Origin of the sequence: Microvirga sp. VF16 (assembly GCF_016864375.1) — a bacterium.
Classification (GTDB): domain Bacteria; phylum Pseudomonadota; class Alphaproteobacteria; order Rhizobiales; family Beijerinckiaceae; genus Microvirga.
On the sequence record NZ_CP069354.1, the window covers coordinates 3,016,054 to 3,036,141 of the forward strand.

General features: G+C 64.0%; 19 protein-coding genes. 4 read left to right on the forward strand and 15 right to left on the reverse strand.

The genetic code is table 11. The features are described 5' to 3' along the window. Positions 1 to 27: 27 nt before the first annotated feature. The gene (locus JO965_RS14100; protein ID WP_371826787.1) at positions 28 to 1,437 is read right to left on the reverse strand and encodes a PLP-dependent aminotransferase family protein; all 1,410 of its coding nucleotides are present in this window, start codon (positions 1,435 to 1,437) and stop codon (positions 28 to 30) included. Between the two features lie 98 nt (positions 1,438 to 1,535). On the opposite strand from JO965_RS14100, the gene JO965_RS14105 reads away from it, so the two are divergent. Next, complete coding sequence (locus JO965_RS14105; RefSeq protein WP_203439522.1) at positions 1,536 to 2,438, forward strand: DMT family transporter; 903 nt, start codon at positions 1,536 to 1,538, stop codon at positions 2,436 to 2,438. An 84-nt stretch (positions 2,439 to 2,522) separates the two neighbouring features. Here JO965_RS14105 and lpdA read toward each other — a convergent pair whose 3' ends face one another. The 7 genes from lpdA to eno form a co-directional block, all read right to left on the reverse strand. After that, complete coding sequence (gene lpdA, locus JO965_RS14110; protein WP_203439523.1) at positions 2,523 to 3,962, reverse strand: dihydrolipoyl dehydrogenase; 1,440 nt, start codon at positions 3,960 to 3,962, stop codon at positions 2,523 to 2,525. Between the two features lie 122 nt (positions 3,963 to 4,084). Then, entirely contained in the window at positions 4,085 to 5,452 is a 1,368-nt protein-coding gene (locus tag JO965_RS14115) for a pyruvate dehydrogenase complex dihydrolipoamide acetyltransferase (RefSeq protein WP_203439524.1), read from the reverse strand. Between the two features lie 29 nt (positions 5,453 to 5,481). Then, a complete protein-coding gene (locus JO965_RS14120) occupies positions 5,482 to 5,778 on the reverse strand; it encodes a DUF5076 domain-containing protein (RefSeq protein WP_203439525.1) in 297 nt (98 codons plus the stop codon). 4 nt (positions 5,779 to 5,782) lie between these two features. Next, the gene (locus JO965_RS14125; protein ID WP_203439526.1) at positions 5,783 to 7,234 is read right to left on the reverse strand and encodes a pyruvate dehydrogenase complex E1 component subunit beta; all 1,452 of its coding nucleotides are present in this window, start codon (positions 7,232 to 7,234) and stop codon (positions 5,783 to 5,785) included. A 63-nt stretch (positions 7,235 to 7,297) separates the two neighbouring features. Continuing rightward, positions 7,298 to 8,359, reverse strand: coding sequence for a pyruvate dehydrogenase (acetyl-transferring) E1 component subunit alpha (gene pdhA / locus JO965_RS14130; RefSeq protein ID WP_203439527.1), 1,062 nt, complete (start codon positions 8,357 to 8,359; stop codon positions 7,298 to 7,300). A gap of 172 nt (positions 8,360 to 8,531) precedes the next feature. Continuing rightward, complete coding sequence (locus JO965_RS14135) at positions 8,532 to 8,846, reverse strand: septum formation initiator family protein (RefSeq protein WP_203439528.1); 315 nt, start codon at positions 8,844 to 8,846, stop codon at positions 8,532 to 8,534. 221 nt (positions 8,847 to 9,067) lie between these two features. Then, positions 9,068 to 10,351, reverse strand: coding sequence for a phosphopyruvate hydratase (gene eno, locus JO965_RS14140; protein ID WP_203439529.1), 1,284 nt, complete (start codon positions 10,349 to 10,351; stop codon positions 9,068 to 9,070). A 147-nt stretch (positions 10,352 to 10,498) separates the two neighbouring features. Between eno and queF the strand changes: the two genes are divergently transcribed. Next, the gene (queF, locus tag JO965_RS14145; RefSeq protein ID WP_203439530.1) at positions 10,499 to 10,948 is read left to right on the forward strand and encodes a preQ(1) synthase; all 450 of its coding nucleotides are present in this window, start codon (positions 10,499 to 10,501) and stop codon (positions 10,946 to 10,948) included. Here the strand turns inward: queF and JO965_RS14150 are convergent. Together JO965_RS14150 and kdsA are read right to left on the reverse strand one after the other, a co-directional pair. Then, positions 10,933 to 12,102, reverse strand: a complete 1,170-nt coding sequence (locus JO965_RS14150; RefSeq protein ID WP_203439531.1) for an MFS transporter — start codon at positions 12,100 to 12,102, stop codon at positions 10,933 to 10,935. The genes queF and JO965_RS14150 overlap by 16 nt on opposite strands. A gap of 114 nt (positions 12,103 to 12,216) precedes the next feature. Beyond that, positions 12,217 to 13,065: a 3-deoxy-8-phosphooctulonate synthase gene (gene kdsA / locus JO965_RS14155; RefSeq protein WP_203439532.1), complete on the reverse strand. Its 849-nt coding sequence runs from the start codon at positions 13,063 to 13,065 to the stop codon at positions 12,217 to 12,219. Positions 13,066 to 13,327: 262 nt separating this feature from the next. Between kdsA and JO965_RS14160 the strand changes: the two genes are divergently transcribed. After that, positions 13,328 to 13,597 (forward strand): transcriptional regulator, encoded by a 270-nt coding sequence (locus JO965_RS14160; RefSeq protein ID WP_203439533.1) that lies wholly within the window; start codon positions 13,328 to 13,330, stop codon positions 13,595 to 13,597. A 44-nt stretch (positions 13,598 to 13,641) separates the two neighbouring features. On the opposite strand, the gene JO965_RS14165 is transcribed toward JO965_RS14160, so the two are convergent. The 5 genes from JO965_RS14165 to tpiA all read right to left on the reverse strand — a co-directional run bounded on the left by JO965_RS14165 (position 13,642) and on the right by tpiA (position 18,055). Beyond that, positions 13,642 to 14,043 carry a DUF350 domain-containing protein gene (locus JO965_RS14165; RefSeq protein ID WP_203439534.1) on the reverse strand — a complete coding sequence of 134 codons (402 nt, stop codon included), beginning with the start codon at positions 14,041 to 14,043 and terminating at the stop codon, positions 13,642 to 13,644. 52 nt (positions 14,044 to 14,095) lie between these two features. Further along, positions 14,096 to 14,959: a VOC family protein gene (locus tag JO965_RS14170; protein ID WP_203439535.1), complete on the reverse strand. Its 864-nt coding sequence runs from the start codon at positions 14,957 to 14,959 to the stop codon at positions 14,096 to 14,098. 60 nt (positions 14,960 to 15,019) lie between these two features. Next, the gene (locus JO965_RS14175) at positions 15,020 to 16,648 is read right to left on the reverse strand and encodes a CTP synthase (protein WP_203439536.1); all 1,629 of its coding nucleotides are present in this window, start codon (positions 16,646 to 16,648) and stop codon (positions 15,020 to 15,022) included. Positions 16,649 to 16,753: 105 nt separating this feature from the next. Beyond that, a complete protein-coding gene (secG, locus tag JO965_RS14180) occupies positions 16,754 to 17,167 on the reverse strand; it encodes a preprotein translocase subunit SecG (protein ID WP_203439537.1) in 414 nt (137 codons plus the stop codon). Between the two features lie 120 nt (positions 17,168 to 17,287). Next, positions 17,288 to 18,055, reverse strand: a complete 768-nt coding sequence (gene tpiA, locus JO965_RS14185) for a triose-phosphate isomerase (protein ID WP_203439538.1) — start codon at positions 18,053 to 18,055, stop codon at positions 17,288 to 17,290. A gap of 136 nt (positions 18,056 to 18,191) precedes the next feature. Between tpiA and JO965_RS14190 the strand changes: the two genes are divergently transcribed. Beyond that, entirely contained in the window at positions 18,192 to 20,087 is a 1,896-nt protein-coding gene (locus JO965_RS14190; protein WP_203439539.1) for a SurA N-terminal domain-containing protein, read from the forward strand. The last annotated feature ends 1 nt before the right edge of the window (position 20,088 follow it).

Here is a 20,088-nt window from a genome sequence, read left to right on the forward strand (position 1 = left end):
TCGTCCTTTCGTTTGGTCTTCGTCGTCTCACGCGGCCTGCCGCATCGCTTTCGCGAGCACGGTGAAAATTCTTTCATCCGTGCATTGCGCCACGTTGAAGCGCATGAAATTTTTCGCCGTCTGCAACGCGCTGAAAACGTTGCCGGGCGCGAGCACGATGCCCTCGTTCAGCGCATGGCGCGCCACGTCGGCCGCATCGATTCCGTCCGGCATCCGGCACCAGACGAGCATGCCGGCCTTCGGCACGACCCAGGGCTCGATGCCAAGGGAGCGCAGGCGCGCGATGGTCAGCGCCATGGCTCTTGAGAGCCGCGTGCGCAGGGCCTCCATGTATTTGCGGTAACCGCTGCTGCCGAGCACGCTCAGCACGAGCTCCTCCGACAGGCGGCTGCTGGCAAAGCCGGTGGCGATGCGCAGATCGGTGAGCTTCTCGATCCAGTCCGGCTTTGCGGCGATGTAGCCGCAGCGGAAGGACGCCGAGAGGGTTTTGGAGAAGCTGCCGATCCGCACGACGCGCTCGAGCCCGTCGAGTGCCGCAAGACGCGCCGCGGGCTCCGTTTCGAAATCGGCAAAAATGTCGTCCTCGATGACGATCAGATCGTGGTCCTCGGCGAGCTTGAGGAGCTTGTGCGCCGTGCCGGCGGAAAGCGTGGCGCCCGTCGGGTTGTGCAGGCCGGAATTGGTGATGTAGAGGCGCGGACGATGCCGGACGAGCGCCTGCTCGAACAGCTCCAGGTTCGGCCCCGTCGGCGTATAGGGAATGCCGACCACGACGGCCTGCTGGGCGCGCAATAGCGCGAGGAAGTTGAAGTAGCACGGGTCGTCGACCAGCACGACGTCCCCGGGCTGGATCAGCAGCCGGCACACGAGATCGATCGCCTGCGTGCCCGCATCCGTCAGCAGGATCTGATCAGGCAGTGCCTGGAATCCCTGCTCGGCCATGCGCCGCGACAGGAACTGGCGCAGGGTGCTGAGGCCCAGCGGCGTGCCGTAATCCGTGAGGCCGGCGATGTCCTTCGTGCGGGCGAGGCTGCGCAGGGCGCGGCGGATCTCCTCCTCCGGCATCCAGGCGCTGGGAAGCCAGCCGCAGCCCGGCTTGAGCACTTCGTCCTTCGCCTCCAGCGATTGCCGCGAGACCCAGAACGGATCGATGGCACGGTCGAGACGCGGCGCGAGCTCCGTCAGCGACAGGGGCGCGAGCGGCGCGGCGCTGTAGAAGCCGGCACCGGGCCGGGAGCGGATGACGCCTTCCGCCGCCAGCCGGTCATAAGCCTCCACCACGGTGGATTTCGACACCTGCATGGTGCGGGCAACATTGCGGATGGAGGGAAGCTTCGCGCCGGGCGTGAGCGAGCGGCTTGAGATCTGGCCGCGGATCGAGAGCATGACGCGCTCGACCAGCGTTCCATCGGGCTTGAGCGTCGAGAGATCGTCCACTGTACCGCCCCTTGTTCCATGACAGTTCGGTAAGACTGTACTGCACTGTCTCTGGAAAAGCGATGCCTTTCCGATGAAATCGGAGCATGGAGGCGAGCATGGACAAGACGACAGAGGGTTGGGTCAGCGGCTTTCTTGGGGTGCTGATCTTCAGCGGCTCCCTGCCGGCGACGCGCGTTGCAGTTTTCGATTTCGACCCGCTGTTTCTGACCGTCGCGCGGGCGACCGTCGCAGGTTTGTTGGGGGCGGCGCTTCTGTTCAGCCTGCGTGAGAGGCGGCCCGAACGCCGCGATCTCTTGTCGCTTGCCATCGTCTCAGCCGGCGTGGTGATCGGCTTTCCGCTGCTCACCGCGCTCGCGCTTCAGCATATCACCACCGCGCATTCCATCGTCTTCGTCGGCCTGCTTCCTCTGTCGACAGCGATCTTCGGCGTCATCCGGGGCAGCGAGCGGCCGAGGCCGGCCTTCTGGATCTTCTCAGGCATCGGCGGCGCGCTGGTGGCCGGCTTCGCCCTGGTCCAGAGCGGCTCGGCCTCTTCCATCGGCGACCTGCTGATGCTGGGCGCCATCGTGCTGTGCGGCCTCGGCTATGCGGAGGGCGCGAGCCTCGCGCGGCGCCTAGGGGGATGGCAGGTCATCTCCTGGGCGCTGGTGTTGTCGCTACCCGTCACTGTCGGGCTCACGCTTTTCACGCTGCCCGCCTCCTGGAGCGGAATCGGCCTCCCCGCCTGGCTCGGGCTGGCTTACGTCTCGCTGTTCTCCATGCTGATCGGCTTCGTGTTCTGGTATCGCGGCCTGGCGCTGGGCGGCATCGCGGGCGTGGGCCAATTGCAGCTGCTCCAGCCCTTCTTCGGTTTCGTCCTGTCGGCTCTGCTTCTGAACGAGGCTGTCGGCTGGCCGATGATCGCCGTCACCCTCGCGGTGATTGGCTGTGTGGCCGGTGCGAAGCGCTTCGCAAAACCGCCTGAAGCCAAGGCTGGACTTGCAATCGCATCGCGATAAGCCGCATCGACTTGCACGAAAAAGCAAATGGCCGGGACGAACCCGGCCATGCGACAGTCAAAAATCCCGGCGGGCGGTGCCCGCTCAGATATGGATCACGCGGTCATAGGCATCCAGCACGCTCTCGTGCATGGTCTCGGACAGCGTCGGATGCGGGAAGACGGCGTGGATCAGCTCTTCTTCCGTGGTCTCCAGATTCATGGCGATCACGAAGCCCTGGATCAGCTCGGTCACTTCCGCCCCGACCATGTGGGCACCCAGCAACTGGCCGGTCTTCTTGTCGAAGATCGTCTTCACGAGACCCTCGGGCTCGCCGAGCGCAATGGCCTTGCCGTTGCCGATGAAGGGGAAGCGGCCGATGCGGATGTCGTAGCCCTGCTCCTTCGCCTTGGCCTCGGTGAGTCCGACGGAGGCGACCTGGGGATTGCAATAGGTGCAGCCCGGGATCTTCGCCTTGTCCATGGCGTGCGTGTGCAGGCCCTTGATGGTCTCGACGCAGATCACGCCCTCGTGCTCGGCCTTGTGCGCCAGCATGGGTGGGCCGGCCACGTCGCCGATGGCATAGATGCCCGGCACGTTGGTGCGGCCGACGCCATCTGTCACGATGGTGCCGCGGTCGATCTTCACCCCGAGCTTCTCGAGGCCGAGATTCTCGATGTTGCCGACGACGCCGACCGCCGAGATCATGCGCTCGGCGGTGATCGTCTGCGTGCCGCCCTTGCCGTCATCGATGGTGGCGGTGACGGAGTTCGCACCCTTCTCTACCTTCGTGACCTTGGCGCCCGAAAGAATCTTCATGCCCTGCTTCTCGAAGCGCTTGCGGGCATGAGCGGCAATCTCCGCATCCTCGACGGGGAGAATCTGCGGCAGCACCTCGACCACGGTCACCTCCGCACCCATGGTGCGGTAGAAGGAGGCGAACTCGATGCCGATGGCGCCGGAGCCCATGACGATGAGCGACTTCGGCATGGAAGGCGGCACCATGGCCTCGAAATAGGTCCAGATCAGCTTGCCGTCCGGCTCGATGCCGGGCAGCACGCGCGGACGCGCGCCGGTGGCGATGATGATGTTCTTGGCCTGGTAGGTGCCGGGCTCCAGCACGCCCTTCGGCACCGGGTTCTGCGGCTGCATGGCGGCCTTCTTCGGCGCCGTGACGACAACCTCGCCGGGCTTGGAGATGCTCGCCTCGCCCCAGATCACATCGACCTTGTTCTTCTTGAGCAGCATGCCGACGCCGCCGTTGAGACGGCCCGACACGCCGCGGGAGCGGTTGACGATGGCGGCAGCATCGAAGCCGATGCCCTGCGCCGACAGGCCGTAATCCTTGGCGTGCTCCATGTAGTGGTAGATCTCGGCCGAGCGCAGCAGCGCCTTGGTCGGAATGCAGCCCCAGTTGAGGCAGATGCCGCCGAGATGCTCGCGCTCCACGACCGCGGTCTTGAACCCGAGCTGCGCCGCACGGATCGCGGCCACATAGCCCCCCGGCCCGCCGCCGATGACGATGATGTCGTATTGGTTTGCCATGGTGTTCCTACTCGTCATCCCGGCAGAGCAGAGCGAGAGCCGGGATCGCTATCAGGATAAGGCGCTATTCTTGTCATACGATCCCGGGTTCTGCTGCGCAGCCCCGGGATGACGTGTTGGTACTAAACCAGCATCCCCATCGGGTTCTCGATGAGCTGCTTGAAGGCGGCCAGGAGTTCGGCACCGAGCGCGCCGTCGACCACGCGGTGATCGCAGGAGAGCGTCACGGTCATGGCCTGGACGACGGCAGGAGCGCCGTTCTTCACCACGACCCGCTGCTCGCCGGCACCGACCGCGAGGATCGTACCCTGAGGCGGGTTGATGACGGCCTGGAAATTCTTGATGCCGAACATGCCGAGATTTGACACTGCCGTGGAGCCGCCCTGGTATTCCTCGGGCTTGAGGCGACGCGTGCGGGCGCGGCCTGCCATATCCTTCACCTCCGCCGAGATCGCTGTGAGCGTCTTGGTCTCGGCCTTGCGGACGACCGGGGTGAACAGGCCACCCTCGATGGCGACCGCCACGCCCACATCCGAATGCTTCATCTTCAGGATGCGATCCTCGGCCCAGACCGCATTGGCGGCCGGCACGCGCTGGAGCGCGATGGCGAGCGCCTTGATGACGAAGTCATTGACCGAGAGCTTGTAGGCGGGCTTTCCGTCCTTGTCCTTAGCCGCCGCGTTGTTGATCTGCTCGCGCAGCGCCATGAGCGCGTCGAGCTCGCAATCCAGCGACAGGTAGAAATGCGGCACCGTCTGCTTCGACTCGACGAGGCGCTTGGCGATGGTCTTGCGCATGCCGTCGAGAGGCACTTCCTCGTAGGTGCCGGCCTCGAACATGGCCTTGACCTGATCGGCGCCCATGCTCGGTGCGAGTTGCGGAGCCGCGGGCTTCGCAGCCGGCGCAGGAGCCGCCGCTGCAGCGGGAGCAGGCTTTGCGCCACCACTCTGGAGCGCAGCGCGCACGTCCTTCTCGACGATACGGCCTTGCGGACCGGAGCCCCGGATCGATGCGATGTCGACGCCCGCTTCCTTCGCGATCCGCTTGGCGAGCGGCGAGGCGAAGACGCGGTTACCGGCAGCCTGCCCCGCCCCGTTTGGCTTTGCGGCGGCGGGAGCGGGAGCACTCGGAGCTGGCGCAGCCTGCGGCTGAGGCGCAGCAGCGGGAGCCGGTGCGGCTTCAGCCTTCGGCGCTGCGGCCGGAGCGGCACCGCCTGCGGCAGGAGCCGTGATGCTCTTCGGGTCCTCGCCCTCGCCTGCGATCAGCGCGATGAGCTGGTTGACGGGCACATCGGCCGTGCCCTCGGGAACGACGATCCTGGCGAGGATGCCTTCATCGACGGCTTCCACTTCCATGGTGGCCTTGTCGGTTTCGATCTCGGCGATCACATCGCCGGATTTCACCGTGTCGCCTTCCTTCTTCAGCCACTTGGCAAGGTTGCCCTTTTCCATGGTGGGAGACAGGGCGGGCATCAGGATATTGATGGGCATGGCGTTGATAGATCCTGATCTGGAAAGGATTAGTTTATGGCCTGCGTCGAGCCTGGATCGCTCGGATTATCCAGCTCGGCCTGAATGCCGGCGGTGATCTCGGCGAGAGCCTCCTCCTCGGAGAACTCCGTTTCCATGGCATAGACGCGCGCGGCGTGACGGGCGAGATCCACGAGGAGCACGCCCCAGGTGAACGGATCGTCGAAGGCGCGGCGAAGCGCGATGCTTACCGCTCCATCGACCACCGAAGCCCTCAGGATCTCGACGCCGCCCTTTTCGAGGGCGTCGGGTGGAACATTGAGGGCTTCGAATTTCCGTTCAGCCATGATGTCACCTGTAGCAAACGGCCTTCGCCGCCTGCACCACTTCGGCCACCGACGGAAGCGCGAGTTTCTCGAGGTTTGCCGCATACGGCATGGGCACGTCCTTGCCGGTGACGCGGATCACGGGAGCGTCGAGATAATCGAACGCGTTCTCCATGATGCGCATGGCGATCTCGGAGCCGACGCCCGATTGCGGATAGCCTTCCTCCACCGTGACGCAGCGGCCGGTCTTCATGACCGAGGCGACGATGGTGTCGGTGTCCATCGGACGGATCGTGCGCAGGTCGATGACCTCGGCTTCGATGCCTTCCTTCGCCAGTTCCTCCGCGGCCTTGAGCGCATAGGTCATGCCGATGGAGAAAGACACGATGGTGACATCCTTGCCCTGGCGATGGATGCGCGCCTTGCCGATCGGCACCGTGAAGTCATCGAGCTTCGGCACCGGGAACGATTGGCCGTAAAGGATCTCGTTCTCCAGGAAGACGACCGGGTTCGAATCGCGGATGGCGCTCTTGAGGAGTCCCTTGGCGTCGGAAGCCGTGTAAGGCGACACGACCTTGAGGCCCGGGATCTGCGAGTACCAAGCTGCGAAATCCTGGCTGTGCTGCGCGCCCACGCGGGCGGCCGCGCCGTTCGGGCCGCGGAACACGATCGGCGCACCGAGCTGGCCGCCGGACATATACAGGGTCTTGGCGGCCGAGTTGATGATCTGGTCGATCGCCTGCATGGCGAAGTTGAAGGTCATGAACTCGACGACCGGACGCAGACCCGTGAACGCCGCACCGACGCCGACGCCGGCGAAACCGTGCTCGGTGATCGGCGTGTCGATCACGCGCTTCGGGCCGAATTCCTGCAGCAGGCCCTGGGTGACCTTATAGGCGCCCTGGTATTCGGCGACTTCCTCACCCATCACAAAGACCTTGTCATCCTTGCGCATTTCCTCGGCCATGGCATCGCGAAGAGCTTCGCGGACGGTCATGGAGACCATCTCGGTGCCTTCCGGGATCTCCGCCATGGCGTCGTGCGCGGTGCGGGTCTGGATCACGTAAGGAGCAGCTGGCTCCGCCACCGGCTTTGCGTCCGTGCCCGGAATCGAGTCGGGCGATGGTCGGTCGGCCATGCCTTCGCGCTGCATGTCGGGCGTCGGGGCGGCTTGAGCCTCCTGCGCCGGAGCAGCAGGTGCCTTCGCCGACGCAGCGGCGGCGGAGACATCCTCACCTTCGCCCGCAAGAATTGCGATGGGAGTGTTCACAGCGACATTGTCGGTGCCGTCGGAAACCAGGATCTTGGCGAGGACGCCTTCGTCGATCGCCTCGACCTCCATGGTCGCCTTATCGGTCTCGATTTCGGCCAGCACGTCACCGGGCTTGACCTGATCGCCTTCTTTTTTCAGCCACTTGGCCAGTTTGCCCTGCTCCATGGTGGGAGAAAGGGCAGGCATGAGAATATCGATCGCCATTAAAAGACTCGTTTCGATTGTCGCAGCGGCGAGATTCGGGGGAAAGCGACGCTAACGCGCCGCTTACAGAAGGATATCTGTGTAGAGCTCGGACGGATCGGGCTCGGGATCGTGCGTGGCGAACTCGGCCGCCTCGTTGACGATCTCGCGCACCTTGCTGTCGATGGCCTTCAGCTCGTCCTCCGACAGCTTCCAGGTCTCCAGCAGACGACGGCGCACCTGCTCGATCGGATCGTACTCTTCGCGCATGCGGGTCACTTCGTCCTTCGTGCGATACTTCGCCGGATCGGACATCGAGTGGCCGCGGTAGCGGTAGGTCTGCATCTCGAGGATATACGGGCCCTTGCCGGAGCGGGCATGCTCGATGGCGCGCCGACCGGCGGCATAGACCGCGCGAACGTCCATGCCGTCCACCTGCTCGCCCGGAATGCCGAAGGACAAACCACGCTTCGAGAAATCGGTCTGCGCGGAAGCGCGCGTGACGGCCGTGCCCATGGCATAGCGGTTGTTCTCGATCACGTAGACAACCGGCAGCTTCCAGAGCGCTGCCATGTTAAAGCTCTCGTAGACCTGGCCCTGGTTGGCCGCGCCGTCACCGAAATAGGTCAGGCAGACATTGCCGTTGTCGCGATAGTGGTTCGCGAAGGCGATGCCGGTGCCGAGCGACACCTGCGCGCCGACGATGCCGTGGCCGCCATAGAAATGCTTCTCCTTGGAGAACATGTGCATGGAGCCGCCCTTGCCCTTCGACAGACCGCCGCGGCGTCCCGTCAATTCGGCCATGACACCCTTCGCATCCATGCCGCAGGCGAGCATGTGGCCGTGATCGCGATAACCGGTGATCACCTGGTCGCCGTCTTTCGTCGCCATCTGCATGCCGACGACGACAGCCTCCTGGCCGATATAGAGGTGACAGAAACCGCCGATCAGGCCCATGCCGTACATCTGGCCGGACTTCTCCTCGAAGCGCCGGATCAGAAGCATGTCGTAATAGGCCGACTGGTCCTGGTTCTTGTCGAATTGTGGGGTGTTGGGGGCAGCTCCGCGGTTGGAGCCTTTGCTGGAAGTAGTCTTGTTAGCCGTGCCTACACCGGCACGGCCCGCCTTGCGGGCAGCAACAGCCATCGGGTCCTCCGAAGGGTTTCCTCGACGAAAGTTGTAGCGCAGTCGGAATCGGAAATCGAGAGCCCCAAAAGGTGTTTTGCGCTGCACAACAAAACGCGCAAGCCAATGAAAAATCTTCGTTATTTTCGATCAACTGAAATTCAGTTAAGCAGAACTTTTAAGTTATTGTTAATTATGGTCCCGTGATGATCACGAGGTCGTTCCGGTGCACACGTCCTAACATTACACGCGCTCTTTCTTCGAGCAGATCGCGGTCGATCTGATCGCTCCGAAGCAGCGCGATGCGACGCTCCCAATCGGAGCGCTGTGTCTTTAAACCGTCGAGCTCCGCGGAAAGTTCGGCGACCTGCGCTTCATACTTTTGTTGGGCCTCGATACCGCGCGCTCCGCTGTGTGCATGATGCACGAAGTATGCAGCGACAGCCGCGGAGATGCTGTAGAGCACCAGCGGAATCAGAAATCGTCGTGCGCGTCTGCGGATTACCATGGGACTGAGTCTTACAGCGACATGGTTAAGGAGCCGTTAGAAGTTGCGTGCCCCTCTGAAACCCTCAACGTCATCCCCGGACTTGTTCCGGGGATCCACGCCCAAAGCAACGTTGCGGTTCCGAAGACGTGGATGGCCGCAACGAGTGCGGCCATGACGATGAGCAGAAAAGAAAAAGCCGCCTCGCGGCGGCTTTCTCGGTACATCGATATAACTCGAATTCAACCCAGCGCCTTCAACGCCGCGCGGCCGGCATAACGGGCCTGATCGCCGAGTTCTTCCTCGATGCGGATGAGCTGGTTGTACTTGGCCGTCCGGTCCGAACGGGCGAGCGAGCCGGTCTTGATCTGCCCGCAATTGGTTGCAACGGCGAGATCCGCAATGGTGGAATCCTCCGTCTCGCCCGAGCGGTGCGACATGACGGCGGTGTAGCCGGCACGGTGGGCCATCTCGACGGCGGCGAGCGTCTCGGTGAGGGAACCGATCTGGTTCACCTTCACGAGGAGCGAGTTCGCGACGCCCTTCTTGATGCCCTCCGACAGACGATCCACGTTGGTGACGAAGAGATCGTCGCCCACGAGCTGGCACTTGTTGCCGATGAGGTCCGTCACGGCCTTCCAGCCCTCCCAGTCGTCCTCGGACATGCCGTCCTCGATGGTGGCGATGGGATAGGCGGAGACGAGCTTCGCCAGGTATTCGGCCTGTTGCTGCGGGTTGAATTTCTGGCCCGTACCCTCATAGACATAAGCGCCGTTCTTGAAGAACTCGGTGGCCGCGCAGTCGAGGCCGAGCACGATGTCCTGGCCCGGCTTGTAACCGGCCTCCTCGATGGACTTCATGATGAAGTCGAGGGCGGCCTCGGCGGAAGGCAGGTTCGGGGCGAAGCCGCCTTCGTCACCCACATTGGTGTTGTGGCCGGCGTCCTTGAGGGCCTTCTTGAGCGTGTGGAACACCTCGGCGCCCATGCGCACGGCTTCGGCCAGCGACGGCGCGCCGACCGGCAGGATCATGAATTCCTGGAAGTCGATCGGATTGTCCGCGTGGGCGCCGCCGTTGATGATGTTCATCATCGGCACAGGCAGAACGCGGGCCTGCGTGCCGCCCACATAGCGGTAGAGCGGCAGGGTCGAGGCCTCGGCCGCAGCCTTGGCGACCGCCAGCGAGACGCCGAGAATAGCATTGGCGCCGAGGCGCGCCTTGTTCGGGGTGCCGTCGAGCTCGATCATGGTCTCGTCGATGGCAACCTGCTCTTCCGCGTCCATGCCGCCGATGGCGTCGAGAATCTCGTTGTTGACCGCGTCCACGGCCTTGAGCACGCCCTTGCCGAGATAGACCGACTTGTCGCCGTCGCGCAGTTCGACCGCCTCGTGGGCGCCGGTGGAGGCACCGGAGGGCACGGCCGCGCGGCCCATGGAGCCGTCTTCGAGGGTCACATCCACCTCGACGGTGGGATTGCCCCGGCTGTCGAGGATCTGGCGGGCGAAAACGTCGATAATCGCTGTCATTGAGCGGGCTCCTGCTGGCTGAAGTGCCGCTATTTCCGCCCGTGCGACGGGTGCGGCCTCAAGTCATGAATTGGCTTATTGACCGAAATGCCCATGTGAGCAAGGACGGCAAGAGCTTTCCCTTTATCAATCCAAGGTCAATTCCAGATGACGGAAACCACCCTCCAGCTCGGCCACGTCAGTGCCCAGCCCCAATCCCCCGAGGAAGCGCAGCTCGACCGGGTGCCGAACCCGCATCAGGATACGGACTACCTCGCCCGCTTCACGGTGCCGGAATTCACGTCCCTCTGCCCGGTCACGGGCCAGCCGGATTTCGCGATTCTGGTAATCGATTACGTACCAGGTCCCTGGCTCGTCGAGTCGAAATCGCTCAAGCTCTATATGCACAGCTTCCGCAACCACGGCGCCTTCCACGAGGATTGCACGGTCGCCATCGGCAAGCGGCTCGCAGATCTGCTCGAGCCGCGCTACCTGCGGATCGGCGGCTACTGGTACCCGCGGGGCGGCATCCCCATCGACGTGTTCTGGCAGACGGGCGAGCTGCCGAAGAACCTGTGGCTGCCCGACCAGGGCGTAGCGCCCTACCGCGCCCGTTGAGCCGCAGGCTTGGTCAGGACGTACGAAGCGGTCAGACCGACGCCAACGATGATCAGGGCGGCGATTCCCGTCGCTCCGGTCAGCCCGATGTTGCGCAGGCCGAAACCCATGAGGACGACGCCGAGCGCCTGACCGCAGAAGAACGAGAAGGCATGGAGCGCGACCGCCGAGGCGCGCGCGTTGGGCGCCACTTCCGTAACCTGGGCCTGGAAGGTGTTGTGGAGCATGTAGAAGCCCAGCCCCATCAGCAGAAGGGCGAATGCATCGAGCTTCCAGTCGCCGCCGAGACCCAGAACGACGAGCGCAGCCCCGGCAAAGAAGCCGCCGCCCATGAGGATTTTGCCGATGCCGAGGCGCCCCAGCATCCAGGTGACGAGGGCCGAATAGATCAGGCCACCGATGGCAAAGCCGCCGATGGCGAAGCCGGCCTCCGCAGCCCCGCCCCCACCGCGCTCCTCAAGCAGTGGCGCGATATAGGGAAAGATACCGAAGATCGCGATGGCTTCGACGAAGACGGAGCCGAAGAGGAACAAGGCGCGCGGGTTGGAGAGAATATCCCGGTAGCGCAGGATGGCCGTGCGCGGATCGAATTGGCCGCCTGGCAACGCGCCTCTGAAGCCGATGACTGTCGCGGCAAGCGCCAATGCCATCATGAAGGAGGAAAGCCCGAACACCCCTCGCCAGCCGATCAGCTCCGCCAGAAGCCCGGCGAAAGACGATCCGGCGAGCTGGCCGATGATGACAGCAACGAGATAGCGGCTCAGCGCGATTTGGCGTCGGGCCATCTCGACCCGGTCGCCGATCAGTGCGATCGAGAGCGGCACCGCGCCGCCTGCGGCCGCGCCGGCGACGATGCGGAGGGTGAACAGCGTTTCCACGTTCGGCGCGAAGATGGAGCCGGCCAGAGCCAGAAAGAGCAGCGCCAGCGCCACCTTCATGACGCGCTCCTTTCCGAGCGCGTCGCCGATAGGTCCCAGCACCGGCTGGATGAAGGCATAGGGCAGCGCGAAAGCAGCCGAGAGAAGCGCGATGGTCTGCGGCGTGGAGCTTAAGTCCCGGGCAATGACCCCGACCATCGGTTCGACCGCGCGGCCGGAGAAGGTGCTCGCGAAGCCGCTGGTGGCGAGGATCAGGATCAGGTTGCGGGAGGACATGGCATCCTAACGAATGAGGCCGTGAAGGGAGCTCAGGCTCCTTATCACGGCCTCATCTCAATACGAGGAACAGGAACGCAGACCTGACCTCCTCAAAAGGCATGGGAAACGGAATTAGACCACCCTGCCCTTGGCCAGCGCATCGAAAGCCTTCAGCTGCGCCAGCAATCCCTCAAGCTCCTTCAACGGAACCATGTTGGGGCCGTCGGAAGGAGCCTTGTCCGGGTCCTGGTGCGTCTCGATGAAGACGCCGGCCACGCCGACCGCGACGGCGGCGCGGGCCAGCACCGGCACGTATTCCCGCTGGCCGCCCGAAGTGGTGCCTTTGCCGCCGGGCTGCTGCACGGAATGAGTGGCATCGAAAATCACCGGAGCGCCGGTCTCGGCCATGATCGGCAGGGAGCGCATGTCGGAAACGAGCGTGTTGTAGCCGAAGGAGGCGCCGCGCTCGGTCAGCATCACATTGGGATTGCCCGCAGCCGTCACCTTGGCGGCGACATTCGCCATATCCCAGGGTGCGAGGAACTGGCCCTTCTTCACATTGACCACCCGGCCCGTCTTGGCAGCCGCTACGAGCAGGTCCGTCTGGCGGCAGAGGAAGGCCGGGATCTGAAGGATATCGACCACCTCGCCGACAGGCGCGCATTGGTCGTTCTCGTGCACATCGGTGATGACTGGCAGCCCGTACTTCTCCTTCACCTCGGCGAAGATCGTAAGGGCCTTGTCCAGCCCGAGGCCGCGGGCACTGGAGATGGACGTCCGGTTCGCCTTGTCGAAGGAGGACTTGTAGACGAGACCCAGGCCGAGCTTCCCGGCGATCTCCTTGAGCGCGGCAGCCATTTCAAGCGCGTGGTCGCGGCTTTCCATGGCGCAGGGCCCGGCGATGATGCTGAGCGGCAGGTGATTGCCGAAGCGGACGGAGCCGGCCTCGACGACGGTTGGAGTTCGTTTGGTATCGGTCATGCGCCGTCTCTAGCCTTTCTCAGACGGCAAGCAAAGCGACTCCGTGCATGCCACCTCGTCACTGGACGTCGCGGTGAAGGCAGTCGGCTTGTCAGCTCTTAACCAAGGGCGACAGAGGATATTTCCTCCGACGAATTGTCGATTTACTTTAGGTCATCTTTAAAACAAGATGCTATCTACATGGAAAGAATAAGAAATTTTACCTGCAAACATTCCTGAAGCGGATCGACAATTCACTTCGCGGCGCGTGGGGGGCGCTCTGATGTCCGAACATAGCAAGATGCAGGAGCTTGTCGCTCTCAGAACGGCACTCGGCTTTACGCAAAGCAGGATGGCGCATGAAATCGAGTTGAACCTGCGGGACTACCAATCCTTCGAATGGGGCGAGAACGAGATCCCGGACCTCTATCTCCGGGCCATTGAGCGGATCGCCATGCTCTATGCCGTTCGGCACAAGAACCCGATGCTCGTGCCACCGGCCATGCGCGCGGAGGCCCTTCAATTCGCCAGAATGGTCGAGGCGAGTATTTAAAAACCAGAAGCCCCGGACGATTTCCCCGGGGCTTGAACCCGTTCTCAGAATGTCATCGCCGCCGCGTTGATGATTCCGGCGGCGAGCGAGGCAGCGCCGAGGAACAGGGCAGCCGCCATTTCACCGCCAGCGATGCGCTGCGACAGGTTCGGCATCACGATCCGCACCAGCCAGTAGACGACGATCTGGACTGCGAGGGCTACCAAGCCCCAGACGAGGCAATCGACGATGGTCTGGGCATGGACGATGGCGCTCGCCAGCGGCAGCGCGAAACCGACGAGGCTGAAGCCGAGGGTGGTCGCCGCCGAGATCACGTTCTCACGGATCAGAGCGAACTCGTTGTGCATGGTCGCGAGCGTGTAGATCGCGAGGTAGAGGCCGACCAGGGCGACCGCGAGCACGAAGAAGATCAGGAAGTCAGGCAAGCCCGCCAGAGATGAAGCCACGGTCAGTCCTCCATACGATGTTTTCCCATCGTCTAGAGGATCATGGTTAATATTACGTTGGCTCGAACGTGATCGCGATGCCGAAGGCAGTGCTGGCAGGGACGATGAGCCTGCTACCGATGTGCTGATAGGGAATCTCTGCGGCGTCCAGCCACTTCGCCTGCCGCTGGATATCCTCGACGCGAACCGCGAAAGCCACGAAGGACGGCTGATCGAGCTCTGCCTCCACTGAGCCATAGATCTCGGCAGCGTCATCGGGCGTGAGCACATCGATGTGGCTCTCACCCAGGCGGAACGACAGATCGTCCCCGTCCGGACTGGCCGGCTGCACGCCGGTGAAGGCCGTCAGGAAAGCGCGAAGCCGCTCCGGATCCGGCGCAGCCAGGGTCACCGATGAGATTTGCGTCGCCTTGTTGTCGTGGCGCTGGAATTCCGGGTTCCAGAAGTTTTCCGGGAAGTGCTGCTGGCAGACGAAGAAGCCCGCCTTGGGAGAATTCTCGACTGAGGCGAAGGCCAGGGTGAAGGCGACCTTGGTCTCGCTCCCATCCGGGCGGCGTCCGCTGCGCTCGAAATGGAACGGCTCGAACGACCCGATGCCCTTTTCCGAGAACAATGCCGCGTCAGCCTTGGCATCCTGGCTGTCGAGAACCAGCATGGCGAGGCCTTCGCGGTCCCTGAGGTAATCCTGGACGAAAGCGCCGAAGCTGAAGGCGCTCGCCTGATGGGGAGCAATCGCAGCCCCCTCGCCCACCGCGATCAATTCGATGAAGGAACGGGGCAGCTGGACGAGCCGGTTCTCGGTGCCCCAGGGGTGGCGATTGCGGGCGCCGACCTGGAAACCGAGACGCTCATAAAAGCTTCCGGCCTGATCGAGATCGTGGACGGCAACAACGAGATGGTCGATCCGGCGGGTCATCGGGTTCTTTCCTGTACGTCGCGCCTGAATCACGTCCAGGCACGACGGGGCAGGTTAACATCAAACCAGCCGGCTTTGCTCCACGGCCGCATGAATGAAGCTCTTGAAGAGCGGATGCGGCTCGAAGGGGCGCGACTTCAGCTCCGGATGGTACTGGACGCCGATGAACCAGGGATGGTTCTCGTATTCCACGATCTCGGGCAGCACGCCGTCGGGCGAGACGCCGGAGAAGCGCAGGCCCTTTTCCTCCAGCTGGTCGCGATAGGTCATGTTGACCTCGTAGCGGTGCCGGTGGCGCTCGGAGATTTCCGTGCCGCCATAGATGTCCGCTACCTTGCTGCCGGGCTTGAGCGAGGCCTGATAGGCGCCAAGACGCATGGTGCCGCCGAGATCGCCGCTGGAAGAACGCTTCTCGAGCTCGTTGCCGCGCAGCCACTCGGTCATCAGGCCGACGACCGGCTCCGCGGTCGGGCCGAACTCGGTCGAGCTGGCATTCTGGATACCGGCCAGCGACCGGGCCGCCTCGATCACCGCCATCTGCATGCCGAAGCAGATACCGAAATACGGCACCTTGCGCTCGCGGGCGAAGCGGGCCGCCCGGATCTTGCCCTCGGCGCCGCGCTGGCCGAAGCCGCCGGGAACCATGATGCCGTGGATGCCCTCGAGGAACGGAGCCGGATCCTCATGCTCGAAGATCTCGCTCTCGATCCATTCGAGGTTCACCTTCACCTGATTGGCGATGCCGCCGTGGTGAAGGGCCTCGATCAGGGACTTATAGGCATCCTTGAGGCCCGTATATTTGCCGACGACGGCAATGGTGACCTCGCCCTCCGGATTGTGGACGCGCCCGGAAATGTTGGTCCAGCGGGAGAGATCGGGAGCCTTGGCACTGTCGAGGCCGAAGGCCGCCAGAACCTCGCTGTCGAGGCCGGCCTCGTGATAGGCCAGCGGCACGTCGTAGATCGAGCGGGCGTCGCGCGCCTCGATCACCGCGGTCTCGCGCACGTTGCAGAACAGGGCGAGCTTGCGGCGCTCGTCCTTCGGGATCTCACGGTCCGTGCGGCAGAGAAGGATGTCGGGCTGGATACCGATGGAGCGCAGTTCCGCCACCGAGTGCTGCGTCGGCTTCGTCTTCAGCTCGCCGGCCGAGGGGATGAACGGCAGGAGCGTCAGGTGGACATAGATCGCCTGCCCCCGCTCCAGATCGTTGCCGAGCTGGCGGATGGCCTCGAAGAACGGCAGACCCTCGATGTCGCCGACCGTGCCGCCGATCTCGACGAGAACGAAGTCGAAGCCCTCGTTGCCGGTGAGCACGAAGTCCTTGATGGCGTTGGTGACATGCGGAATCACCTGGATCGTGGCGCCGAGATAGTCGCCGCGCCGCTCCTTGGTGATGATGTCGAGATAGATGCGCCCGGTGGTGATGTTGTCGGCCTTGGTGGCCGGCACGCCGGTGAAGCGCTCGTAATGTCCGAGATCCAGATCGGTCTCAGCGCCGTCGTCGGTCACGAAGACCTCGCCGTGCTGATAGGGACTCATCGTCCCCGGATCGACGTTGAGATATGGGTCGAGCTTGCGAAGCCGGACCTTGTAACCGCGTGCTTGGAGAAGCGCTCCCAGGGCCGCCGAAGCCAATCCCTTGCCGAGCGAAGACACCACGCCGCCGGTGATGAATACGTACCGCGTCATGGACCCCTATCCATAAAGATCGGACGCCGATTCGCAATCGCGAACAGCGTTACCCGAAGCCAATCCACAAAAAGAGAGGGCCGGAAGCCCGGCCCTGGTTTTCACTTACTGCTGAGGCGCTGCGGGCGCCGGCGCCGGAGCGCTGGGGGCCGGAGCCGCCGGCTGGTCGCCCTGAAGGCGCTGCAGCTGCTCGAGCACATTACCGCCCTGCGGAGCCGCCGGAGCCTGCTGGCCCGGAGCCGGTGCCGTCGGCGCAGCGCCGCCATCCAGGATCGAGCGCGGAGCCCGGGTCGAGGTCGCCATGACGGTAAGCGCGATGCTGGTGACGAAGAAAAGGCCTGCCAGAATCGCGGTCGCGCGGGTGAGCGCATTGGCCTGGCCGCGCCCGGTCATGAAGCCGGAAACACCGCCGCCACCGCCGCCGAGGCCCATGCCGCCGCCCTCGGAACGCTGCAGGAGAACCACGCCGATCAAAGCGAGGACGATGATCAGGTGGACAATGATGAGAACTGTTTGCATCGTTTTCAAAAACCTCAAGCGGCTGCGCACAGGGCGTCAGCCGCTCGCAATCCGTTCGTTGCGGCGGCCTGTAGCATAGGTGGGCGCAGGATCAAAGACCTGCAAGCCGCCTTTTCTCAGTTACCCGAGATACGCCCCGGCGATGGCCAGGAAATCGGCCGCGACGAGGCTCGCGCCACCCACCAGCGCGCCGTTGACGTTCTCCACTGCCATCAGTTCGGCAGCATTCGAGGGCTTCACGGAGCCGCCATAGAGAATGCGGACCCGTGCGGAATCGGCCTTGCCGACGAGGCGGCGCAGCTCGTCCCGGATCAGGGCATGCACCTCCGCCACATCGGCGACGGTTGGCGTCAGGCCAGTACCGATGGCCCAGACCGGCTCATAGGCGACCACGAGATTATGGCTGTTCGAATCGACCGGGATCGAGCCGCGCAGCTGCTTGCGGACGACGGCGAGGGTTTTGCCGGCCTCGCGCTCCTCACGGGTTTCGCCAACACAGACGATAGCCGTGAGGCCGGCCCGGTGAGCCGCAACCGCCTTGGCGCAGACATCGACGTCCTTCTCCTTGTGATACTGGCGGCGCTCGGAATGGCCGACGATCACATAGGAAGCGCCTGCATCGGCCAGCATTTCAGCCGAAAGGTCGCCTGTGAAGGCGCCCGATTCCTTGGCGTGGCAATCCTGGCCGCCGATGGCGACGCGCGAGCCGACGGAACGCTGAGCGAAGAGGCTCACGAGAGTCGCAGGCGGGCAGACGGCCAGCTCGACCTTGGCCTTGAGACCCGGAGTGTAGCCGGCGTGGACTTCCTCCAGAATCTTGGTCGAGGACCTCAGTCCGTTCATCTTCCAGTTTCCCGCCACCAGCGGGCGCGGCCTATCGACGCTCATTTCAGGCACTCCTGTCACGCTTGATAATTTGGCACTAGCAGAGGCTTGAGCCCTCTTTCAACCAGACTTGCCCTTTTCGTAGAGCCCCTGATCGTTTATCGGCAGGTTTAACGAGTTTTTGGAAAACGGGTTCACGATGCTTCGGAACATGCGCAAGGCTGGGCAGACGCTGGTCGGCAAAGTCATCGCCACCATCTTTTTCGGCGCCCTCATCGTCAGCTTCGCCATCTGGGGCATCGGCGACATCTTCCGTGCGACACCCGCTTCCGCGGTGGCCGAGGTCGGCAGCACCACCATCACGGTGGATCAGGTCCGCAACGCCTATACCAACGAGCTTCAGCGGCTCGGGCGCCAGTTCCGTACCGTGATCAGCCCCGAGCAGGCCCGCGCCTTCGGCCTCGACCAGCAGGTCGTCTCCAATCTCGTGACCGAGGCCGTGATGGCCGAGCAGGCCAAGCAGATGGGTCTCTCCGTCTCCGACCAGCTTGTCGCCGCCTCGATCATGAACAACCCGACCTTCAAGGGAGCCGACGGCCAGTTCAATCGCGCCCTCTTCGATCAGGCCCTGCGCAATGTCGGCCTCTCCGAGGCGGGCTTCGTGCAGGAGCAGCGCTCCGCCATGGCGCGTCTCCATCTCGCCGAGGCCATCGCCGGGGACATCACCGTCCCGGTCGCCGCCAAGGAAGCCCTGCATCGCTATGCCAGCGAGCGTCGCGCCGCCGCCTACATCCTTCTGACCGCTGCCATGGCGGGCGACATCCCCGCCCCCACGGCCGAGCAGCTTCAGAGCTTCTTCAACGAGCGCAGGAGCTCTTTCCGGGCTCCCGAATACCGGGCCGTGACTGTCATGGTGCTCGATGCCGCCGCCCTCGCCAAGCCGGATACCGTGTCCGAGGCCGACGCTCGCCAGCGTTACGAGCAGCAGAAGGCCAAGTACGGCACGCCGGAGCGCCGAACGATCCAGCAGATCACCTTCCCGTCCCAGGCCGAAGCCGAGGCCGCGGCCGCCAAGATCAAGGAAGGCACGACCTTCGAGGCCCTCGCCACCGAGCGCAATGTGTCCCCGCAGAGCCTGGAGCTCGGCACCTTCGCCAAGGCCGAAATGCTCGATCAGGCCGTGGCAGAAGCGGTCTTTGCCCTGGAGCAGAACGCTGTCAGCGCTCCCATCGCCGGACGCTTCGGCCCCGTGATCGTGCGCGTCACGCAGATCCAGCCCGAAGCTGTCCGCCCCTTCGAGGAGGTTGCCGCCGAGCTCCGTCAGGAGGTCGCTCAGGAGCGCGCCCAGGGCCAGATCGAGCGGATCCACGACGAGATCGAGGACCTGCGCGCCGGTGCCAAGCCGCTGGCAGACATCGCCAAGGAAAAGGGCTTGGCCCTGGTCCTGATTCCGGCGGTCGAAGCAGGCGGTCTCGACAAGGCCGGCAATCCGGTCAACGTCCCTGAGAAGGACGCCGTCGTGAAAGCGGCCTTCGCGTCCGACATCGGCGTCGACAACGAAGCCCTGCGCACCGCCACCGGCTATGTCTGGTACGACGTGACCGGCATCGAAGCCTCGAGAGAGAAGAATCTCGACGAGGTCCGCGATCAGGTCGCGACCCTTTGGCGCGAGGATCAGGTGGCCCAGCGCCTCTCCGAGAAGGCGAACGAGCTCACTGGACGTCTTGAGAAGGGCGAGGCCATCGAGGCCGTGGCCCAGGCGGCGGGAGCGGAGGTCAAGAACGCGACCGATCTCGCCCGCAACACGGCGAAGGACGATCTGGCCACCGAGGCGGTGAACCGCATCTTCGCCGTTCCGGTCGGCAAGACCGGCCATGCCGCCAACGGAACGGATGCCCGTGCCGTGTTCAAGGTCACTTCCGCCACCGTGCCGCCGCTCGTCACCACGACGCAGGCGGCGCAGAACGCCGAGAACCAGCTTCGCGCCGGCTTCGGCGACGACCTGATCAGCCAATACATCGCCCAGGTCCGCCAGGATCTCGGTGTGACCATCAACCAGCAGGCGCTGCGTCAGGCAACGGGCGGCGAATTGTAAC